15 protein-coding genes are annotated in these 20,761 nt (G+C 58.5%); 7 read left to right on the forward strand and 8 right to left on the reverse strand.

Going from position 1 to position 20,761, the window contains the following annotated elements:
• Positions 1–8: 8 nt before the first annotated feature.
• The 7 genes from coaE to BN4575_RS16075 form a co-directional block, all read right to left on the reverse strand.
• The gene (gene coaE / locus BN4575_RS16045) at positions 9–623 is read right to left on the reverse strand and encodes a dephospho-CoA kinase (RefSeq protein ID WP_068978943.1); all 615 of its coding nucleotides are present in this window, start codon (positions 621–623) and stop codon (positions 9–11) included.
• A 3-nt stretch (positions 624–626) separates the two neighbouring features.
• Entirely contained in the window at positions 627–1,499 is an 873-nt protein-coding gene (locus BN4575_RS16050) for a prepilin peptidase (protein ID WP_068978944.1), read from the reverse strand.
• A gap of 143 nt (positions 1,500–1,642) precedes the next feature.
• A complete protein-coding gene (locus tag BN4575_RS16055) occupies positions 1,643–2,884 on the reverse strand; it encodes a type II secretion system F family protein (RefSeq protein WP_068978945.1) in 1,242 nt (413 codons plus the stop codon).
• Positions 2,885–3,124: 240 nt separating this feature from the next.
• The gene (gene tapB / locus BN4575_RS16060; protein WP_068978946.1) at positions 3,125–4,831 is read right to left on the reverse strand and encodes a PilB family type IVa pilus assembly ATPase TapB; all 1,707 of its coding nucleotides are present in this window, start codon (positions 4,829–4,831) and stop codon (positions 3,125–3,127) included.
• On the reverse strand, positions 4,831–5,280 hold the full coding sequence (locus BN4575_RS16065) for a pilin (protein WP_068978998.1): 450 nt from the start codon (positions 5,278–5,280) through the stop codon (positions 4,831–4,833). Before BN4575_RS16065 ends, tapB begins: the two co-directional genes overlap by 1 nt.
• A 326-nt stretch (positions 5,281–5,606) precedes the next feature.
• Positions 5,607–6,482, reverse strand: coding sequence for a carboxylating nicotinate-nucleotide diphosphorylase (nadC, locus tag BN4575_RS16070; protein ID WP_068978947.1), 876 nt, complete (start codon positions 6,480–6,482; stop codon positions 5,607–5,609).
• Positions 6,483–6,485: 3 nt separating this feature from the next.
• A complete protein-coding gene (locus tag BN4575_RS16075) occupies positions 6,486–6,956 on the reverse strand; it encodes a retropepsin-like aspartic protease family protein (protein ID WP_068978948.1) in 471 nt (156 codons plus the stop codon).
• Positions 6,957–7,086: 130 nt separating this feature from the next.
• On the opposite strand from BN4575_RS16075, the gene ampD reads away from it, so the two are divergent.
• The 6 genes from ampD (at position 7,087) to BN4575_RS16105 (ending at position 16,135) form a co-directional block, all read left to right on the forward strand.
• The gene (ampD, locus tag BN4575_RS16080; protein WP_068978949.1) at positions 7,087–7,671 is read left to right on the forward strand and encodes a 1,6-anhydro-N-acetylmuramyl-L-alanine amidase AmpD; all 585 of its coding nucleotides are present in this window, start codon (positions 7,087–7,089) and stop codon (positions 7,669–7,671) included.
• A gap of 269 nt (positions 7,672–7,940) precedes the next feature.
• Positions 7,941–8,705: a pyruvate dehydrogenase complex transcriptional repressor PdhR gene (gene pdhR / locus BN4575_RS16085; protein WP_042019553.1), complete on the forward strand. Its 765-nt coding sequence runs from the start codon at positions 7,941–7,943 to the stop codon at positions 8,703–8,705.
• Between the two features lie 79 nt (positions 8,706–8,784).
• A complete protein-coding gene (gene aceE, locus BN4575_RS16090; RefSeq protein WP_042019551.1) occupies positions 8,785–11,445 on the forward strand; it encodes a pyruvate dehydrogenase (acetyl-transferring), homodimeric type in 2,661 nt (886 codons plus the stop codon).
• A gap of 124 nt (positions 11,446–11,569) precedes the next feature.
• Positions 11,570–13,456, forward strand: coding sequence for a pyruvate dehydrogenase complex dihydrolipoyllysine-residue acetyltransferase (gene aceF, locus BN4575_RS16095; RefSeq protein WP_068978950.1), 1,887 nt, complete (start codon positions 11,570–11,572; stop codon positions 13,454–13,456).
• Between the two features lie 162 nt (positions 13,457–13,618).
• Positions 13,619–15,046, forward strand: a complete 1,428-nt coding sequence (gene lpdA / locus BN4575_RS16100) for a dihydrolipoyl dehydrogenase (RefSeq protein ID WP_042019549.1) — start codon at positions 13,619–13,621, stop codon at positions 15,044–15,046.
• A gap of 126 nt (positions 15,047–15,172) precedes the next feature.
• On the forward strand, positions 15,173–16,135 hold the full coding sequence (locus BN4575_RS16105) for a GGDEF domain-containing protein (RefSeq protein ID WP_068978951.1): 963 nt from the start codon (positions 15,173–15,175) through the stop codon (positions 16,133–16,135).
• A gap of 85 nt (positions 16,136–16,220) precedes the next feature.
• Here BN4575_RS16105 and BN4575_RS16110 read toward each other — a convergent pair whose 3' ends face one another.
• On the reverse strand, positions 16,221–18,131 hold the full coding sequence (locus BN4575_RS16110; protein ID WP_068978952.1) for a methyl-accepting chemotaxis protein: 1,911 nt from the start codon (positions 18,129–18,131) through the stop codon (positions 16,221–16,223).
• A gap of 235 nt (positions 18,132–18,366) precedes the next feature.
• On the opposite strand from BN4575_RS16110, the gene BN4575_RS16115 reads away from it, so the two are divergent.
• On the forward strand, positions 18,367–20,628 hold the full coding sequence (locus BN4575_RS16115; protein ID WP_068978953.1) for a patatin-like phospholipase family protein: 2,262 nt from the start codon (positions 18,367–18,369) through the stop codon (positions 20,626–20,628).
• Positions 20,629–20,761 lie beyond the last annotated feature (133 nt).

Here is a 20,761-nt window from a genome sequence, read left to right on the forward strand (position 1 = left end):
TAGTGTACTCACAGTTGGTGGGCTTGTTGAGAGGCAAATGCCAGATATGTTTCGTGCAGCGCCAAAATCCGCGTTTTAATCGCCATTTCGCCGCCATTGTGGTTTTCGATGACATCATCTGCCGCAGCGAGACGCTCCGACCGGCTCGCCTGGGCCGCGATAATCAAACGGGCCTGTTCGGCTGACACCCCATCCCGGCGGCAGGTACGCTCAATCTGGGTCGCTTCGTCCACATCGATCACCAGCACTCGGTTGGCCAGTGTGGTGAGTTGGTTCTCTACCAGCAGTGGCACCACCAGCAGGCAGTAAGGTGGGCGGGCGACGGCGCACTGGCGCAGCATTTCATTGCGAATGAGCGGGTGGAGCAGGGCATTGAGCCACCCCTTGGCCTGTGGATCGGCAAAGATCTGTTCGCGCAGGCGGCGACGATCGAGCTGACCGGCCGGATCGATGAGGTCAGCGCCAAAATGCGCTGCGATGGCCGCCAGCGCCGGGCTACCCGGTGCCACTACCTCGCGGGCGATCACATCGGCATCCACTACCTCGATGCCCAGTTCGGCAAACTGGTTGGCGATGGTGGTCTTGCCGCTGCCAATGCCACCGGTAATTGCGACTACATACATGGGTTAGAGCACCATCTGAAGATACCAGCGGGTGATGGTATCGCCCCACAGCAGAGCGATCCAGCCCGCGATGGCGAGGTAGGGGCCGAAGGGGATCGGTTTGCCCTGATGGTGCTTGTGCAAGGCGATCAGGGCGATGCCGATAATGGCGCCGACCAAGGATGAGAGCAGCAGAATAATAGGCAGCGCCTGCCAGCCCAGCCAGGCGCCCAGTGCCGCCAGTAACTTGAAGTCGCCATAACCCATCCCCTCCTTGCCGGTGAGCAGTTTGAAGGCCCAGTAGAGGCTCCAGAGCACCAGATACCCGGCCATGGCACCGATCACTGCATCCCCTAGTGGCACAAAACCACCCAGCAGGTTGAATAGCAGGCCACCCCACAGCAGCGGCAGGGTGAGCTGGTCGGGCAGCAGCATCTTGTCGAGATCGATAAAGGTGAGGGCTACCAGCATCCAGGTCAGCAGCAGGGCTGCCAGCGTGCCCCAACCAGGGGTAATCACCATGGCAACGGCAACCGAGAGCAGGGCGGTCAACAGCTCCACCAGCGGATAACGGGCCGAGATCGGGGCTTGGCAGTCACGGCAGCGTCCCTTGAGCCAGAGCCAGCTCAGCAGCGGGATGTTTTCCAGTGCGGTGATGGCGTGGCCACAGTGAGGGCAGGCGGAGCGCGGTACCATCAGGTTGTAACGCTCTGCTGAAGCGGCCTCCTCATCGGGAGCGAAGTAGCCGCGATATTCCGCCTGCCACTCCCGCTCCAGCATGATCGGCAAGCGGTGTATCACCACGTTGAGAAAGCTGCCGATCATCAGGGAGAAGAGAAAAACCAGAGAGAGGTAGAGCCAGGGCAAGCCGTGAGCCAGCTCGATAAATAGAGGCATAAGAACAACCGTTACTAACAATGGGTGAAAAAAGGTCTGTTAAAGCAGACCGGCTGGATCGCCAGTGTGAACCGGTCTGGTTAGCGCAGAGCAATCGAGCGTTGCAATGGCTGGGCTCGGGCACGCGGGTCTATCGCGCATCCTTAGCCAATGACATCACCGAGCTTGAAGATCGGCAGGTACATGGCGACCACCATGCCACCAACCAGCACCCCGAGCACCACCATGATCAGGGGTTCGAGCAGGCTGGTGAGGCCATCGACCAGATCATCCACCTCTTGTTCGAAGATGGTGGCGACCTTGGAGAGCATATCATCGATAGCGCCTGACTCCTCACCGATCATCACCATCTGGATCACCATGTCCGGGAAGAGATCGACCGTGCGCATCGCCACGTTGATCTGCATCCCTGCCACCACTTCGTTACGAATGGCCAGCACGGCGGTACGATAGACATAGTTGCCGGAGGCGCCAGCGGCCGAAATCAGCGCATCTACCAGCGGGATACCCGCTGAGAAGGTGGTGGAGAGGGTGCGGGCAAAGCGCGCCATCGCCGCTTTGTGCAGGATCATTCCGACCACCGGAATAGTCAGTACAAACTTGTCGGTGTTGTCTTTGACCGTTTGCGAGGCCCGCCAAGCACGCACATAGAGGAAGATCCCCAGCCCCACACCGCCAAAAATCAGGTACCACCAGTTCTGCATAAAGCGGGAGATGCCGATGACAAACTGGGTGAAGGCCGGTAACTCGGCACCAAAGCTCTTGAAGATATCCTCGAACTGGGGGATCACGAACAACAGCAGGATCGAGGTCACCACAATGGCCACCAGCATGACCATGGCAGGGTAAAACATCGCTTTCTTGATCTTCGACTTGAGCGCTTCCGATTTTTCCCGGTAGGTCGCGATACGGTCGTAGATGGTCTCCAGTGCGCCGGATTGCTCACCGGCTTCCACCAGATCGCAATAAAGTTCGTCAAAGTGGCGGGGATGGCGGCGCAGCGCCTCTGACATCGGGGTGCCGGTCTCGACATCCGAGGCAATTTGCCCCATCAGCTCGCGCATTGCCGCTTTTTCATGGCTGCGGGCGATGATCTGCAGGCTCTGGACCAGCGGCACCCCGGCAGAGAGCATGGTGGTGATCTGGCGTGACACGATGGCGATATCCATCGGCTTGATCTTGGCGCCGCCCTTGGAGAAGAGTCCCTGGGATTTCTTGGCGACCTTGGTGACGTTGACCCCTTGCTTGCGCAGCTCGGCCTTGACGGTACTGATGCTGTCAGCCTGCAGTTCGCCGGACACTTTTTGTCCTTTGCGATTGACCCCGTGCCAGCGGAAGGCGAAGACTTTTTTGGGCGCATTACTCTTTTTTGCTAGCGTAGCCATGACTGCATCCTGCAATGGGGCTGGTTGTCAGAGCCGGACTCTGCGCATCACCAACTGGGTCAAGGTGCCCGGCAGGCTTGAGGCCTGCGGGGTACTGATAGGGTGGGTGGAACCTTCTTGGCGCCAGCCCAGTAACTTGAATGTCTGATTACTCTGTTGCCGTGGCTATCATCCGTTCCGTATTCGTGAACGACCGAAATCCTTTGCCAACCAAACTGATGAAACGCTTCGTCACGCGATCTAGTTGGTGGTCACCCGGTTGATTTCAGCCAGACTGGTGACGCCGAGCCGGGCTTTCTCCAGGCCGGAGATCCGCAGGGTGCGCATCCCCTCTTTCTGGGCAATGGCGGCGATCTGCAGCGAGTTGGCCCCTTGCATGATCAGTTTGGCGATGTTCTCTGACATCAGCATGATTTCGTAGATACCGACCCGCCCCTTGTAGCCCGCTGAGCACTCTTTGCAACCCACCGGCTTGAACAGCCGCAAGCCAGCTGCCAGTTGCTGCGGGGTAAAGCCCAGCTCCAGCAGTTCGGCTTCCGGTACTACTTCTGGCGCCTTGCAGTGATCGCACAGTTTGCGGGCCAGCCGCTGGGCCATGATCAGAGTCACCGAGGAGGCGATGTTAAAGGCGGGTACCCCCATGTTCATCATCCGGGTCAGGGTCTCGGCGGCGGAGTTGGTGTGCAGGGTGGAGAGCACCAGGTGGCCGGTTTGCGCCGCCTTGATGGCGATTTCTGCGGTTTCGAGATCGCGGATCTCCCCCACCATCACTACGTCCGGGTCTTGCCGCAAGAAGGAGCGCAGGGCGCTGGCGAAGGTGAGCCCCGCCTTGGGGTTGACCTGCACCTGATTGACCCCGGGCAGGTTGATCTCCACCGGATCTTCGGCGGTGGAGATGTTGACCTCTGTGGTGTTGAGAATATTGAGGCCGGTATAGAGCGAGACTGTTTTGCCCGAGCCGGTGGGGCCAGTCACCAGGATCATCCCCTGCGGCTTGGCCAGTGCCCGCAGGTATTGCGCCTTCTGCCGGTCATCAAAACCGAGCTGCTCGATATTGAGGCGGGCCGCCGAGGAGTCGAGCAGCCGGATAACTATCTTCTCCCCCCACATGGTGGGCAGGGTGTTGACCCGCATATCCATCGACTTGTTGCGCGACAGCTTCAACTTGATGCGGCCATCCTGCGGCAAGCGCCGCTCGGCGATATCGAGCCGCGCCATTACCTTGAGCCGGGCGGAGAAGCGATTGGAGAGGTTGACCGGCGGAGTGGCGATTTCATGGAGAATGCCATCGATGCGAAAGCGCACCCGATACTTGAACTCGTAGGGCTCGAAGTGGAGGTCAGAGGCGCCGCGCTTGATGGCATCCATCAGGATCTTGTTGATGTACTTGACGATGGGGGCGTCGTCATCGGCGGTATTGACGCTCTCATCGAGGCGGCTGTTTTCGTCAGAGACCTCGAGTTCGGAGATCTCGGATTCGTCGATCTCTTCCATGCCGAGAGCGTCGTTTTCGCTCTCTAGCAGCTTGCCGATGGCGATGGTGAGTTTGTTCTCCTCCACCAGCAGCGCCTCGGTATGCAGGCCGAAGCTGAAGCCAAAGTCCTCCAACGCCGAGACATTGGTCGGGTCCGACATGGCAATATAGAGGGTGTGGCCCTGGGTGTAGATGGGCAGCACATGGTGTTTCTCAATCAGCTTCTGATTGAGGTACTTCTGCGGGATCTCGGCCAAATCGAAGGCGGCAAGATCCAGCAGAGGTACCCCATACTCCAGCTCGCAAAAATCGGCGAGCGCCTTGCTGTCGAGGATGTCGTTCTCGATCAGAAATGTCACAAAGGGTTTGCGCTGGGCCTTGGCCTGGCTCAGATAGCGCTGGGAGTCCTCTTCACTGATCAGGGAAGAGGCGGCCAGGCTTAACGCCAGGCCGCTATTAGGGCTAGAGGTCATTAATTGGGGCAGTAGTCAGTTTGTGGACTTGTACCATCAGCTTTATAGCACTTTCCGGTCCATGTAATAGACTGACCTGCTACAGCAGTATCTGAGCTCTTGAGCTCGTATGTTTCACCTGTTGCCAAGGGCGATTGAGCTGCAGTGGCTCTTGCTTTAATTGTATAAACACCGCTTGCTTTATCTACGGTTACTTGAGCTGCACTAGCAGCATTCGAGGGTGTTGCACCTAATATTCCGAACTTATCGTTCAAACAAACAGCCTCGCCATTTGTTTGTACGCAAACTTCAATAGCCAGCTTCTGGCTTGATGTTGCACTGACTAATTCAGTTAACTTGGCTTTTTTGGTGTAGTTCTGATACGCCGGCAACGCTACCGCCGCCAGAATGGCCACGATCGCGACCACGATCATCAGTTCAATAAGGGTAAAACCCGATTGTTTCTTCATTTCGCTGTTCATGGAAAATATCCTTTTATCCTTGGTTCCTGGGAAGTGCCGGTAGAAAATCGTCCGCACGTCAGTATCTTATCCGAGCTATCAGGGGTGGCAACAGAGATTGCTCTCTTTGTTAACCACTTTTCTATCATTTACCAAAAATATGATATAAATCATAAAATAAGCGGCTTCTATCGACTCTTTTTTAGCGGTTGGGGAAGGCCCATCATCACACTCCTTTGCTGCGGGATCCTGCATAAAGAAAAGGCGCCTATGGCGCCTTTTGCAAGTTGTTTATCCGGTTAGGTCGAGTATTTGCTCAGTTCCGGTGGTTCGCCTTACTGCTGGATAAAGCGCATGGAGAGATCGAGCGCCCGCAGATGCTTGGTCAGTGCCCCTACCGAGATAAAATCGACCCCGGTGGCGGCAAACTCGGCCAGAGTATCGAGGGTGACATTGCCGGAGACTTCCAGCTTGGCGCGTCCCTGATTGATGGCGACCGCCTCGCCCATCATGGCTACATCGAAGTTGTCGAGCATCACGATATCGGCGCGGGCCGCCAGTGCCTGCTCCAGCTCGGCCAGCGACTCGACCTCCACCTCGACCGGTTTACCCGGATTGAGGCGGCGCGCTTCGCCAATTGCCTCGGCGATGCCGCCGCAGGCGAGGATATGGTTCTCTTTGATGAGGTAGGCGTCATAGAGGCCGATGCGGTGGTTTTTGCCGCCGCCACAGGTGACTGCGTACTTCTGGGCGGTGCGCAGCCCCGGCAGGGTCTTGCGGGTGTCGAGCAGGCGGCAGTCGGTGCCCGCCAGCTCTGCTACATATCGGGCAGTAAGGGTGGCAACGCCGGAGAGGGTTTGCACAAAGTTCAGTGCGGTGCGTTCGCCGGTCAGCAGCAGGCGGGCAGGGCCGTGCAGGCGGAACAACTCCTGATTGGGGGTGAGCCGCTCGCCATCTTGCACTTGCCACTCGACCTGAACGTCGCCACCGAACTGGGCATTGAGTTGCAAAAAGACTTCGTCCACCCAGGGTTGGCCGCAGAACACCCCGGCTTCGCGGGTGATGATCCGGGCGCTGGACATGCGGTCGGCCGGGATCAGCTGGGCGGTGATATCGGCGCTGGCATCCGGTTGATCCAGCGTGGTGAGGGCATCGCCCAGATCTTCGAGTAGTGCGGCGCGCACGGCGCGGCTGACATCCTGTTGAAACATGCCTTATTCCTGCAAGGGTCTGAGCAGCAACTGCCGCTCCTTTTGAACCAGCTCCAGCCGACCGAGGGCGTTCATGCCAACCAGCACTTCGTCACCGTCTGCCGCCGGATTGATAAAGATGGCCAGATCGTACAAGGTCAATGGCCCCATCGCCAGCGTTTCGATGGTGCCGTTGCCAACGCGGATCTGCCCCGCTGCGGTGTTGACCTGGCTGCCGCCCCGGGCGGCAAGGCCGAGTCGGTCAGCCACCTGCTGCGGTATGGTGACGCGGGTGGCGCCGGTATCGAGCAGCAGTTGCACCGGCTGGCCGTTGATGGCACCCTCCAGACGATAGTGGCCGCTCTGGTCGGCCCGCAGCAACAGCTCGCCGCTGGCGGTGACGCTCGGTTGGTTGCGGGAGTGAAAATAGAGGGTCAGCAGGCCCATCAAAGAGAGCCAGGCCAGTAACCACATCCAGCGTGCCGTGTGCTGCATAGCCCATCCATATCGAGCGGAAGATGACTCAGCCTAACATACAATTTCCCGTTGATTCAGTGAGTTGGTGCCGGGTTGCCTATCGCGTATCTTCCTCTTTTCGCCATTAATCAGCCAACTCGAGTAGCCGATGACTCAACTCGCTTTGCAACCTCACTTTGCTATCGATGCCGCAGGCTGGTGCCTGCAGGCGCGCCGGGTGCCCTCTCCCCATCACAACGAACGGGCCACGCCGGACGATATCTCCCTGCTGGTGGTGCATGGCATCAGCCTGCCGCCGGGGGAGTTTGGCGGCCCCTTTATCGACGATCTCTTTATGGGGCGGCTCGACCCTGACGCTCACCCCTATTTTGCCGCTATCCATCAGTTGCGGGTCTCGGCCCACTGTCTGATCCGCCGCGATGGCGAGCTGGTGCAATATGTGCCGTTTGGCGCGCGAGCTTGGCATGCGGGGGTATCGAGTTGGCAGGGGCGGGAGGCGTGCAACGACTTCTCCATCGGCATCGAGTTGGAAGGGACTGACGAAACCCCCTATACCGAGGCCCAGTATCGGGCGCTGTCAGGGCTCACCCGAGCCATCTCAGGCCGTTATCCGGCGATTACCCACGAAAAAATTGTCGGTCATTGCGACATAGCTCCGGGGCGCAAAACGGATCCTGGTGCCAGTTTTCAGTGGGATCATCTGCGCCAGTTACTCAACCTTGAAAGCAAATAATAAAATTTAGTTTAGATTTTAAAATCAATGGCTTGCCGATCTGGCAGGCCATTGCCACCGCCAGTTGCTCAAATGTTATCTGTGAGCGCCATCAAAATTATTGGTCAGACCAATTTCTATGAGCTAAATCATGTTTACCCCGTTTTACCCCTTAAGTGGTGGGGTTGGTTCTTGATTCAGATCATCTTTTGAGTGGACTTTTCAAAAGGCCTCTGCTAATTTTCGCCCCATCCATGAAATTGGTAATACCAATTTAACAAAGTAGCCTCATGCCCTATCGCAAGATTACGCAACCCAAGTTGGCCGACGCCATTGTCGCCGAGCTGGAACAGATGATTCTGGAAGGCAGTCTGCAGTCCGGGCAGAAATTGTTGCCCGAGCGGGAACTCGCCATCCAGTTTCAGGTATCGCGCCCCTCCCTGCGCGAAGCCATTCAGCGGCTGGAAGCGCGCGGGTTGCTTTATCGCCGTCAGGGCGGCGGCACGTATGTGCAGAATGCCTTGAACAAGGGGATCGCTGATCCGCTGTTTGAACTGCTCAGTACTCACCCGGAAGCCCAGTATGACCTGCTGGAGTTTCGTCACGCGCTGGAAGGCATCTGTGCCTACTATGCGGCGTTGCGCGGGACCGAGTCCGATTTCGAGCGCATTCGTCAGGTGCAAATCACCATTGAAGAGGCGGGCCAGCTGGGCTCGCTGGTGGCCGAGTCAGCAGCCGTGACCCAGTTTTATCTGGCGGTGGCGGAGGCGTCCCACAACGTGGTGCTGCTGCATCTGCTGCGGGCGATGGGCCCGATGCTTGAGCAGAACATTCTGCAAAATAACGAAATTTTGAATCGCCGCCCGGGAGTGGTAGCCAAGATCCGTCGCCATCGTGCAAATCTGATCGAGGCTATTCTTTCGGGGGCTCCGGAGCGGGCCAGAACTGCTTGTCATGAGCATCTGGCCTTTATCGAGGACACCTTGTTGGATATGCAGAGGGAAGAGACCCGGATCCAGCGATCCATGCGTCGGATCCGTCAGCAGGAAAACTAATCCCACAAGGCTTTATTGTCGAATGTTTGCGCCCTTCGCCGCGCAATGCCGTGCAATCACAACAAAATAGGAACCAGCCATGTCTGATATCCTGAAGAACGATGTGGACCCGATAGAAACGCTGGAGTGGCTTGCCTCTCTGGAATCCTTGCTGCGTGAAGAGGGTCCGCAACGCGCTCAGTTCATTCTTGAACAGCTTGCTGAGAAAGCCCGCGCAAGCGGTGTGGACGTGGCTGCCAAGGCAAATCGCGATTACATCAACACCATCCCGTCCAGCGATGAGCCGGACTACCCGGGCGACCTGGAGATGGAACGCCGCATTCGCGCCATCATCCGCTGGAACGCCATGATGATCGTGCTGCGCGCTTCCAAGAAAGATCTGGACCTCGGTGGTCACATGTCTTCCTTCGCCTCTTCTGCGACCATCTATGATGTCTGCTTCAACCACTTCTTCCGCGCTCGCAGCGAGAAGGATGGTGGTGACCTGGTCTACTTCCAGGGTCACATCTCCCCGGGCATCTATGCCCGCGCCTTTGCTGAAGGTCGTCTGACCGCAGAGCAGCTGGACAACTTCCGTCAGGAAGTGGATGGCAAGGGTATCCCTTCCTATCCGCACCCGAAACTGATGCCGGACTTCTGGCAGTTCCCGACCGTCTCTATGGGTCTGGGCCCTATCGCCGCCATCTATCAGGCGCGTTTCCTGAAGTACCTGACCGACCGTGGTCTCAAGGATTGCTCCGAGCAGACCGTTTACGCCTTCCTGGGTGACGGCGAGATGGACGAGCCGGAAGCCAAGGGTGCCCTGACCGTTGCCGTGCGTGAAAAGCTCGACAACCTGGTATTCGTGGTCAACTGCAACCTGCAGCGTCTGGATGGTCCTGTGGTCGGTAACGGCAAGGTGATCAACGAGCTGGAAGGTCTGTTTGCTGGCGCCGGTTGGGATGTCACCAAGGTGATCTGGGGTCGCAAGTGGGATGAGCTGCTGAAGAAAGATACTTCCGGCAAGCTGATCCAGCTGATGAACGAGACCGTGGACGGTGACTACCAGACCATGAAGTCCCGCGACGGTGGCTACATCCGCGAGAACTTCTTCAACCGTTACCCGGAAACGGCCGCGCTGGTCAAAGACATGACCGACGAGGAGATCTTTACCCTGAACCGCGGTGGTCACGATCCTCGCAAACTGTTCGCTGCGTTCAACAAGGCGACCCAGACCAAGGGCAAACCGACCGTTATTCTGGCCAAGACCATCAAAGGTTACGGCATGGGCGAAGCGGCTGAAGGCAAGAACATCGCGCACCAGGTCAAGAAGATGGAGCTGGACTCCGTGCGTCACCTGCGTGACCGCTTCAACCTGCCGGTGGCCGACGAGCAGCTGGCCGATCTGCCTTACCTGAAGATCGAAGCCGGTTCTGCCGAGCACAAATACCTGCACGACCGTCGCACCGCGCTGAAAGGCTATGTGCCGACCCGTCTGCAGGAGAGCACCACCAAGCTGGAAATCCCGGCGCTGGAAACCTTCGGCCCGCTGCTGGGTGAGCAGGCGCGCGAAATATCCACCACCATGGCGTTCGTGCGTTCCCTGAACGTGATGCTGAAAGACAAGTCTATCGGCAAGCGCATCGTACCGATCCTGGCTGACGAAGCCCGTACCTTTGGTATGGAAGGTCTGTTCCGCCAGATCGGTATCTACAGCCCGCACGGTCAGCAGTACACCCCGCAAGACCGTGACATCGTCTCCTACTACAAGGAAGACAAGCAGGGTCAGGTTCTGCAAGACGGTATCAACGAGCTGGGCGCCATGTCCTCCTGGCTGGCTGCTGCGACCTCTTACAGCACCAACGACTGCCCGATGATCCCGTTCTACATCTACTACTCCATGTTCGGCTTCCAGCGTGTCGGCGATATGGCGTGGGCAGCCGGTGACCAGCAAGCCCGTGGCTTCCTGCTGGGCGCGACCTCCGGTCGTACCACCCTCAACGGCGAAGGTCTGCAGCACGAAGATGGTCACAGCCACATCCTGGCCAACACCATCCCGAACTGCGTCTCCTACGATCCGTCCTACGCCTATGAAGTGGCAGTGATCGTACAAGACGGTCTGCGTCGCATGTACGGTGAGAAGCCGGAGAACGTCTTCTACTACATCACCACCCTGAACGAGAACTATGCGATGCCAGCCATGCCGCAAGGCGCGGAAGAAGGTATTCGCAAGGGTATCTACAAGCTGGAAACCGTTGCTGGCAGCAAGGGCAAGGTTCAGCTGCTGGGTTGTGGTTCCATCCTCGGTCATGTGCGCACCGCCGCCCAGATCCTGGCGAGCGAGTACGGCGTGGGTTCCGACGTGTTCAGCGTTACCTCCTTCAACGAACTGGCCCGTGACGGTCAGGACGTGGATCGCTGGAACATGCTGCACCCGACCGCCGAGGCTCGCGTACCGTACATCGCTACCGTACTGGGTTCCGAAGCCACCATCGCTGCGACCGACTACATGAAGTCCTTCGCCGATCAGGTTCGCGCCTTCGTACCGACCGAGCACTACCGTGTGCTGGGTACCGACGGTTACGGCCGTTCCGACAGCCGCGCCAACCTGCGTCGTCACTTCGAAGTGAACGAATTCTACGTGGTGGTTGCTGCCCTGACCGAACTGGCCAAGCGCGGCGAGATCGACAAGCAGGTTGTGGCTGATGCCATCACCAAGTACGGCATCGATGCCGACAAGGTCAACCCGCTGTACGCGTAAGAGGATCAAGTGTCGCGCCGCACTGCGGCGCGACACTATCTAGGTTTACAGTAAACGGTTAACGCGCGATACGCGTGAGGGCGGTCAGCCAGTCACGCGGATGCACGCAAGAGGATAAAGCACAATGTCCAAACAGATTATGGTGCCGGATATCGGCGCCGATGAAGTGGAAGTGACCGAGATCATGGTGGCCGTGGGCGATAAGGTCGAGCTCGACCAGTCCCTGATCGCTGTGGAAGGTGATAAAGCCTCCATGGAAGTCCCGGCCCCTGCCGCCGGTATCGTCAAAGAGATCCTGATCAAGGTAGGCGACAAGGTTGCCACCGGTTCCCAGATCATGATCTTCGAAGCAGAGGGCGCGGCTGCCGCTCCTGCTGCAGTTGCCGCCCCGGTAGCTGCTGCACCGGCCGCCGCTCCTGCCGCTGCCGCGTGCAAAGATGTACACGTACCGGACATCGGTGATGACGAAGTCGAAGTGACCGAGATCATGATTGCCGTGGGCGACATGGTTGAAGCTGACCAGTCCATCATTGCTGTGGAAGGTGACAAGGCCTCCATGGAAGTGCCTGCACCGTTCGCCGGTCGCGTGGTCGAGATCAAGGTTGCCACTGGCGCCAAGGTCTCTACCGGTTCCCTGGTAATGGTGTTTGAAGTGGCTGGCGCTGCGCCTGCTGCCGTTGCTGCTCCGGCTCAAGCCGCCGCTCCCGTGGCTGCTGCCCCGGTTGCCGCCGCTGCCAAAGAGGTCAACGTACCGGATATCGGTGGCGACGAAGTGGAAGTCACCGAGATCATGGTTGCCGTGGGTGACAAGGTTGAAGCTGACCAGTCCCTGATCGCGGTTGAAGGTGACAAGGCCTCCATGGAAGTGCCTGCGCCGTTCGCCGGTGTCATTAAAGAGATCAAGGTGAAGGCGGGTGACAAGGTCTCCACCGGTTCCCTGATCATGGTCTTCGAAGTAGCTGGCGCAGCTCCTGCCGCCGCCCCGGTGGCACAAGCTGCCGCTCCGGTCGCTGCTGCACCAGTTGCCGCTGCTCCGGCACCGGTTGCCCAGGCTGCTGCCGCTACCGATTTCGTTGCCAACGATGCTTACGTGCATGCCTCTCCGGCGGTACGTCGTCTGGCCCGTGAGTTCGGTGTCAATCTGGCCAAGGTTAAAGGTTCAGGTCGCAAAGGCCGCATCGTCAAAGAAGACGTGCAAGCCTATGTGAAGGATGCCATCAAGCGCGCCGAATCCGCTCCGGCTGCTGGCACCGGCACTGGCAACGGCATGAGCGTTCTGCCGTGGCCGAAGGTCGATTTCAGCAAGTTCGGTGAAGTGGAAGAGGTCGAACTGACCCGGATCCAGAAGATCTCTGGTCCTGCCTTGCACCGCAATTGGGCCATGATCCCTCATGTCACCCAGTTCGACGAAGCTGATACCACCGAGCTGGAAGCGTTCCGCAAAGAGCAGAACCTGATGCTCGAGAAGCAGAAGTCGGACGTGAAGATCACCCCGCTGGTGTTCATCCTGAAAGCCGCCGCCAAGGCGCTGGAAGCGCACCCGCGTTTTTGCAGCTCCCTGTCTGAAGATGGCAGCCGGATTATCATGAAGAAGTACATCAACATCGGTGTGGCGGTGGATACCCCCAACGGTCTGGTGGTTCCGGTGGTGCGTGATGTCAACAAGAAGGGCATCATGGAGCTGTCGCGCGATCTGGCCGAGATCTCCAAGAAGGCCCGTGCCGGCAAGCTGACCGCTGCCGACATGCAGGGCGGTTGCTTCACCATCTCCAGCCTGGGTGGCATCGGCGGTACCAGCTTTACCCCGATCGTCAACGCGCCGGAAGTGGCCATCCTCGGTGTTTCCAAGTCCGAGATGAAGCCGAAGTGGAACGGCAAAGAGTTTGTGCCGCGCCTGATGCTGCCGCTGGCTCTGAGCTACGACCACCGCGTGATCGACGGTGCCGACGGTGCCCGCTTCGTCACCACCATGAACGGTGTGCTGTCCGACATTCGTCGACTGGTCCTGTAAGTGAGAGGGCGGGCCCAGAGCCTGCCCTTTTTACTTCTCATTTCATTAACAGGATTGTAAACTTGCCCCGTTTTTTCACGGCCGCAGCCGCCCTCTTGTTTAAGTAAAAAGTAGGCTTGAGACTGCGCCGTCCGGGGATATAAGAACGACAAAGAGGTCATGATGAGTAAAGAAATCAAAACTCAGGTCGTAGTACTGGGTGCTGGCCCTGCCGGTTATTCCGCTGCTTTCCGTGCGGCTGACCTGGGTCTGGATACTGTTATCGTCGAGCGTTACTCCACCCTGGGTGGCGTCTGCCTGAACGTGGGTTGTATTCCCTCCAAGGCGCTGTTGCACGTTGCCAAAGTGATTGAAGAGGCCAAGGCGCTGGCCGAACACGGCATCATCTTCGGTGCCCCGCAAACCGACATCGACAAAGTCCGTCTGTGGAAAGAAAAAGTCATCAACCAGCTGACCGGCGGTCTGGCTGGCATGGCCAAGATGCGTAAAGTTCAGGTTGTTAACGGCTTTGGTAAATTTACCGGCCCGAACACCCTTGAAGTCACCGGGGAAGATGGCAAGACCACAGTCACCTTCGACAACGCCATCATCGCCGCCGGTTCCCGTCCGGTGAAGCTGCCGTTCATCCCCCATGATGACCCCCGCGTATGGGATTCTACCGATGCGCTGGAGCTGACAACCGTACCCGGCAAACTGCTGGTTATCGGTGGTGGCATCATAGGTCTGGAGATGGGTACCGTTTACTCCTCGCTGGGTTCCGAGATCGACGTAGTGGAATTTGCCGACCAGCTGGTACCGGCTGCCGACAAAGACATCGTCAAGATCTACACCAAGCGCGTGGCCAAGAAATTCAACATCATGCTGGAGACCAAGGTCACCGCAGTTGAAGCCCGTGAAGATGGCCTGTACGTCTCTTACGAAGGCAAGCACGCCCCTGCCGAGCCGGTACGTTACGACAACGTGCTGGTTGCCGTCGGTCGTGTACCGAACGGCAAGCTGATGGATGCCGAGAAGGCCGGTGTGACCGTGACCGAGCGCGGTTTCATCGAGGTGGACAAGCAGCTGCGTACCAACGTGGCGCACATCCACGCCATCGGTGACATCGTTGGTCAGCCGATGCTGGCCCACAAGGGTGTGCACGAAGGCCACGTTGCCGCCGAAGTTATCGCCGGCAAGAAGCACTACTTCGACCCGAAAGTGATCCCGTCCATCGCCTATACCGAGCCAGAGATGGCGTGGGTTGGTGTGACCGAGAAGGAAGCCAAGCAACAAGGGCTGAACTTCGAAGTCGCCACCTTCCCGTGGGCCGCGTCTGGTCGCGCCATTGCGTCTGATTGCTCCGACGGTATGACCAAGCTGATCTTCGACAAGGAGAGCGGCCGCGTCATCGGTGGTGCCATCGTCGGTACCAACGGCGGTGAACTGCTGGGCGAAATCGGTCTGGCCATCGAGATGGGTGCTGACGCCGAAGATATCGCGCTGACCATCCACGCTCACCCGACTCTGCACGAGTCAGTGGGTCTGGCTGCCGAAGTGTTCGAAGGCTCCATCACCGACCTGCCGAACGCCAAAGCCAAGAAGAAAAAGTAATTTTCTTCCCCCGCTTGCCTGAAAAAGCCGCTCAATCGAGCGGCTTTTTGTTTTCTCCGTAGCGCGCCGACTTTTCTAAAGCCAAATATGCTAAAGATAGGTTTTATCACGGACGAGAGATACCCAATGCTAGAGGCACCTATTCCACCCGATGAGGCATTGCGACTGGACACCCTGCGGCGGCTCTCTTTGCTTGATACCGAAGCAGAGGAGCGGTTTGACCGGCTGACCCGCATGGCCCGACGGGTGTTTGATGTCCCGATCGCGCTGGTGAGTCTGGTGGATGAAGATCGCCAGTGGTTTAAATCCTGTATCGGGCTGGAGGTCAGCGAGACCGCGCGGGATATTTCATTCTGCGGCCACGCCATCATGGGTAATGAGACCTTCATCGTACCCGATGCCTCGCTGGATCCCCGTTTTGCCGACAATCCGCTGGTAGTGGGCGGGCCTTGCATCCGCTTCTATGCCGGACAGCCACTGCAGATCGCCAATGGTTGCAAGCTGGGGACCCTCTGCATCATAGACACTGTGCCACGGGTCTTGAGTGACGAAGATGTGGGTCTGCTCAAGGATCTGGCGGCGATGGTGGTGCGGGAGCTCGAAGCGGTACAACTGGCCACCATTGATGAGCTGACCCGGATCTCCAATCGGCGCGGGTTCGTGATGTTGGCAGAGAAGAGTCTCTCGCTGGCCAGTCGCTTGCAGATGCCACTGGCGTTGCTCTATCTGGATCTCAATGGTTTCAAGGGGATCAATGATCGCTGGGGCCATGCGGAAGGGGATCGGGCCCTGATCGTCTTTGCCACTCTGCTCAAACAGGCTTTTCGGGGCGCCGATGTGTTTGCCCGCATGGGGGGCGATGAGTTTGCCGTCCTGCTACCCAATGTGGTGGAGGCGCAGGCGCAACTGGCTTATGAGCGTTTCAACACTATCTTGGCCGAGCACAATCGGCACAGTGGTTGTGGTTATGCACTGGCCTGCAGTACCGGGATCGTCAGCTATGACGGGCGCAGTTGTGTATCTCTGGCCGAGCTGCTTACCCGCGCCGATGAGCTGATGTATCAGCGCAAGCGGGATAGCAAGCGCTGACGGTTATACCGAAGGAGCAACCACGAGAAACAACAGAGAGCGCCGCGGCGCTCTCTGTTGTTGATGGTTCAGGTCAGGGTGTGGGTCAGAGCCGGAAGTTGCCAACCAGTTTGTCCAGCTGGCCGGAGAGCTGCTGCAGGCTGCGGCTGGACTCGGTCAGCTGGTGGGCGATATCGGCGGTCTCCATGGTGAGCTGGTTGATATCCTCCACATTGCGGTTGATCTCGCCCACCACGCTGGACTGTTCCTCGGTGGCGGTGGCGACCTGGATATTCATGTCGTTGATCTGGGTGATGTGGGCGGTGATCTGGCCGAGGGCAGCGTTGGCTGCATCGGCCTGACTCACCACTTCCAGACTCTGGTTACGCCCTTGTGCCATGGCACTGACGGCGCGGGCACTCTGCTCCTGCAAGCGGTTGATCATCCCCTGGATCTCGGCGGTCGAGGCGGCGGAGCGGTTGGCCAGATTGCGCACCTCATCCGCCACCACGGCAAAACCGCGACCCTGTTCACCGGCGCGAGCAGCCTCGATGGCGGCGTTCAGTGCCAGCAGGTTGGTCTGCTCCGAGATGCTGCGGATGGTTTCGAGGATGCTGCCGATGGAGTCGGTCTGGCTTGCCAGCGACTCGATAACCCCTGCCACCTGCTCAATATCGCCAGAGAGCCCGACGATGCCGTGGCGCGCCTGCGCCACCACTACCGCCCCCGCATCGGCCTGATCGTTGGCCTGTTTGGCAACGTCCGCTGCCAGCGAGGCGTTACCGGCGATCTCGCTCACCGTGGCCCCCATCTCGTGGATGGCGGTTGCCACCTGCACGGTGCGGTCGCGCTGGGCGGTACAGTTGTGCTGGGTCAGCTGCGCCTTGTTGGCCACCTCGTTGGCGGTGTCGGCGAGCTGGCGGGAGTTCTCTGCCACCTGCTCGATGGAGGCGTGGATCTTGGCGACGAAGTTGTTGAAGCCGGTGGCGACCTGACTCAGCTCGTCACGACCTTCCACCTTGAGGCGCTGTGTGAGATCCCCATCGCCGCTGCCCAGCTCCTTGAACAGGCGGGCCAGCTCGTTGAGCGGACGACTGACCGAGCCTGCCAGCAGCATCCCCATCAGCCCCATGACCAGCGCAATCACCAGCGAGATCATCAGGATCTCGTTGCGGGTCTGATCCAGCTCGGCATAGATCTCGGCTTGTGGCACCTGGGCCACCAGATACCAGTCGAGCAGCGGGATATAGCTGCTGGCCAGTACCATGGGCTCGCCGTTCACCTCGGCGTTGATGACGGCAAAAGGTTGTTTGGCCAGCAGGCTGCCGGTATCACCGCTGGCAATGCTGCCAAGGGTATCGCGTTCGATGCGGTTAGCCTCGGGGTGCAGCTTCACCTTGCCGCTGCCATCGACCATAAAGACGATGCCGCTCTCTTCCAGCCGGAAGTTGGCGACCATGGTCACCATGCTGTCGAGGGATTTGGCAAAGCCGGCCAGTCCACGACCGTTGAGCTGCTGGAAGTTGACGAACAGCTTCACCTCGCCGTTGCTCTCGCGAAAGATGCTGAGGGTCATCTCCTTCTGGCTCTTGGTGTAGTCATAGAACCAGCCATCCTGCGTTGGGGTCAGGTTGCGCAGGAAGCCATCCTGGTTGTAGTAGGCGGCACTCTGGCGATCGGCGAAAGAGGCGGTCACCAGACCATACTGGTTGGCCACATCCTTGAGCTGGTTGATGAGAATAGGCTCCTGCTCTTTGGGCATGCCCCGATCCACCCAGTCGAGGATGAAGCGGTCGGTGGCCAGTTGGCGGGCAGCCTGGGCGATGCCGTGGAGATCCTGTTCAATCTCCTTGCTGATCCGCTGGGTCAGGTTGGGCAGCTCCTGCTCGAACATCCGGTTTTCGATCAGTTGCTGGGCCGAGCGTTGACTGAAGTAGCCTACCAGCAGGCAGGAGACGACCACGGCCAGGGTGACCGTAGCCAGTATTTTCTGTTTAAGAGTGAGGGTTGCCAGCATAAACGTGCTCAAAAGGTGGAGGGTTGACGACCCTCATATTAGCGGCAGCGCTGCACCGTCCATGAGGTAGGCAGCCCTTTATTTGCGGATTACGTTTGCGCTCACAGGGGCGGCGGCTCGCCCCTCCGGCATGCTGGCTGCGCGGGATGCGGATTGGCGGTTGCGCTAACCGCCACGCTCCTTATAGTAGAAGCCATCTTTGGTGACTGACCCCCTGAATAATATGGAAAATATGATGCGCAGCTTTGGTGCGGGATGGACCCGTCTGCTTTTGGTGTTGGTGGCGCTCAGCCCTCTGCTGGTTCACGCCGCTGATGGTGGGCGTCCCAAGATTGCTCTGGTGCTCAGCGGCGGCGGCGCCAAGGGATCCGCCCATATCGGCATCCTCAAGGTGCTGGAGCAAAAACGTATCCCGGTCGACATCATAGTGGGTACCAGTATGGGCTCCTACGTGGCGGGCATGTACGCCATGGGGCTCAGCGCCGAAGAGGTGGAGCGCGCTACCCTGGCCATTGACTGGAACAAGGGCTATCAGGACAAAGTGGGCCGCGATGAGCTCTCTTTGCGCAAGAAGCAGCAAAACGAACAGTATCAGCTGCGTACCGATATCGGGGTCAATGGCGATGCAGTGCAGTTAGCGGATGGCTTCTTCCAGGGCCAATCCATGGCCAGTCTGCTGCGGGGGGCGACCTCCAATCTGCCGGTGCAGCACAGTTTTGATGACCTGCCGATCCCCTATCGGGCGGTAGCGACCGACATGGAGACGGTCACCCCCTTTGTGCTGGGGAGCGGCAGCCTCGCCAAGGCGATGCAGGCCTCCATGTCCATCCCGGGGGCACTCAAGCCCGTCGATTGGGACGGGCATATTCTGGCGGACGGGGGCAGTGTCAACAACATGCCGGTGGATGTGGCCAAGGCGATGGGGGCCGATGTGGTGATCGCGGTGGATATCAGCGCCAAGCTACGCACCCGGGAGTCCCTCAAGTCTGGTCTGGCGATGATCGATCAGCTCACCACCTACATGACCCAGGTGGGCACTGAAAAACAGAAGGCGCTGCTGGGGCCCAAGGATATTCTGCTAGTCCCCGAGTTTGGTGGCATGGGGATCGCCGATTTCGCCCGCATGCCGGAGGGGATCAAGATGGGGGAGGCGGTCGCCGAAAAGGCAGCGCTGCAGCTTGACTCGCTGTCCCTCAGCAAGGAGCAGTACGCCGCCTATCGCAACCAGAAATTGAGCCGTCGTGCCGAGCGCAGTGGTCAGCCCGCCTACTTTATCGACAAGGTGGAGATCATCAACAAGTCGCGCCTCTCTGATGAGACAGTGCGCGCCATGCTCAAAGTGCGGCCGGACAAGGTGCAGACCAACGAGAGTCTGGAAGCAGGTATTCGTCGCCTCTATGCATTGGAGTCGTTTGATCGCATCACCTATGAGGTGGAAGAGCGCGATGGGGAGAATGTGCTGGTGGTGGATGCCAGCGAGAAGAACTGGGGGCCGGGTTACCTCAACTTTCAGTTTGGCTTCACCGATGACTTCGAGAACACCTCCAACTACAACGTTGGCATGTCCTACACCCTCACCAACGTCAACGATTTGGGGGCCGAGTGGCTGACCGAGGCATCGCTGGGCACCGCCAAGCACCTAAAGACCAACTTCTATACCCCGCTTGAGCCTTCCCAGACCTTCTATGGTGAGGCAAGTCTGGCCTATGACCAGACCCAGCGCCGGCTGTTCTTCCCCGACCCTGACCCCTCGTCAGTGCAGCTCAGTTATCTCGACTCTGAATACTCTTTCTTCAGCACTAATGTCGCTGTTGGCTGGAATCGCCAGCCATGGAGCCGCTTGTCGATGGGGCTGGAGGGGCAGACTGGCAAAATCGATGTAAAAAATATCAATGACCTGGAGGTGGATGCCAATGCATGGGGGCCTTATGCCCGTTTCGAGCACGATACCCTCGATAGTCTCTACTTCCCTTACCAAGGGGTTAAGTGGGATATGAAGCTGGGGTATTCCCACGTCGATCTGGCTGGGGAGCCCTCCGAGAGCTCCCGCAGTGAGGGGTGGAACTATCACTTGTCGATGATCAAACCCTGGTCCTGGGACCGCCATAGTCTCAACCTTATCCTCGAAGGGGGCGGCTCAGGCAGTGAAGAGGTGGTGCCGCTGCACATTCAGGATCTGGGGGGGCTGTTCCGCCTCTCCGGTTTCCAGCGCTACCAACTGAGTGGCCGCTACAGCCTGTTTGGCGGCTTGCGTTACATCTATCGGGTGGCAGACAACGACTTCGGCGCGCTCAAGGTGCCGCTCTATCTGGGTGGATCTCTGGAGCAGGGGGGGGTCTGGAACAAAGGCGATGATATCAGCCTGGAGAGCTCGTTTACGGCTGGCTCTGTCTATGTGGGAGTCGAGAGCTTCCTTGGCCCCATTTTCCTTGGCTACGGCATGGCGGAGGGGGGCAATGATGTCTTCTATCTGCAATTGGGCAGTACGTTCGAATAATGCCAAATTGCTGCCAATTTGTTAACTCTGGTTGGTGGTGGGCAGTAATTTTTCAAAAAATATCAGGCTGGTTAGTTGGTTACGTTTTTGTGATGAATAAGTAAACAGGGTTTGGATTTTAATTAGTCGTTAA

Origin of the sequence: Aeromonas sp. EERV15 (assembly GCF_900079845.1) — a bacterium.
In the GTDB taxonomy this organism is placed as follows: domain Bacteria; phylum Pseudomonadota; class Gammaproteobacteria; order Enterobacterales; family Aeromonadaceae; genus Aeromonas; species Aeromonas sobria.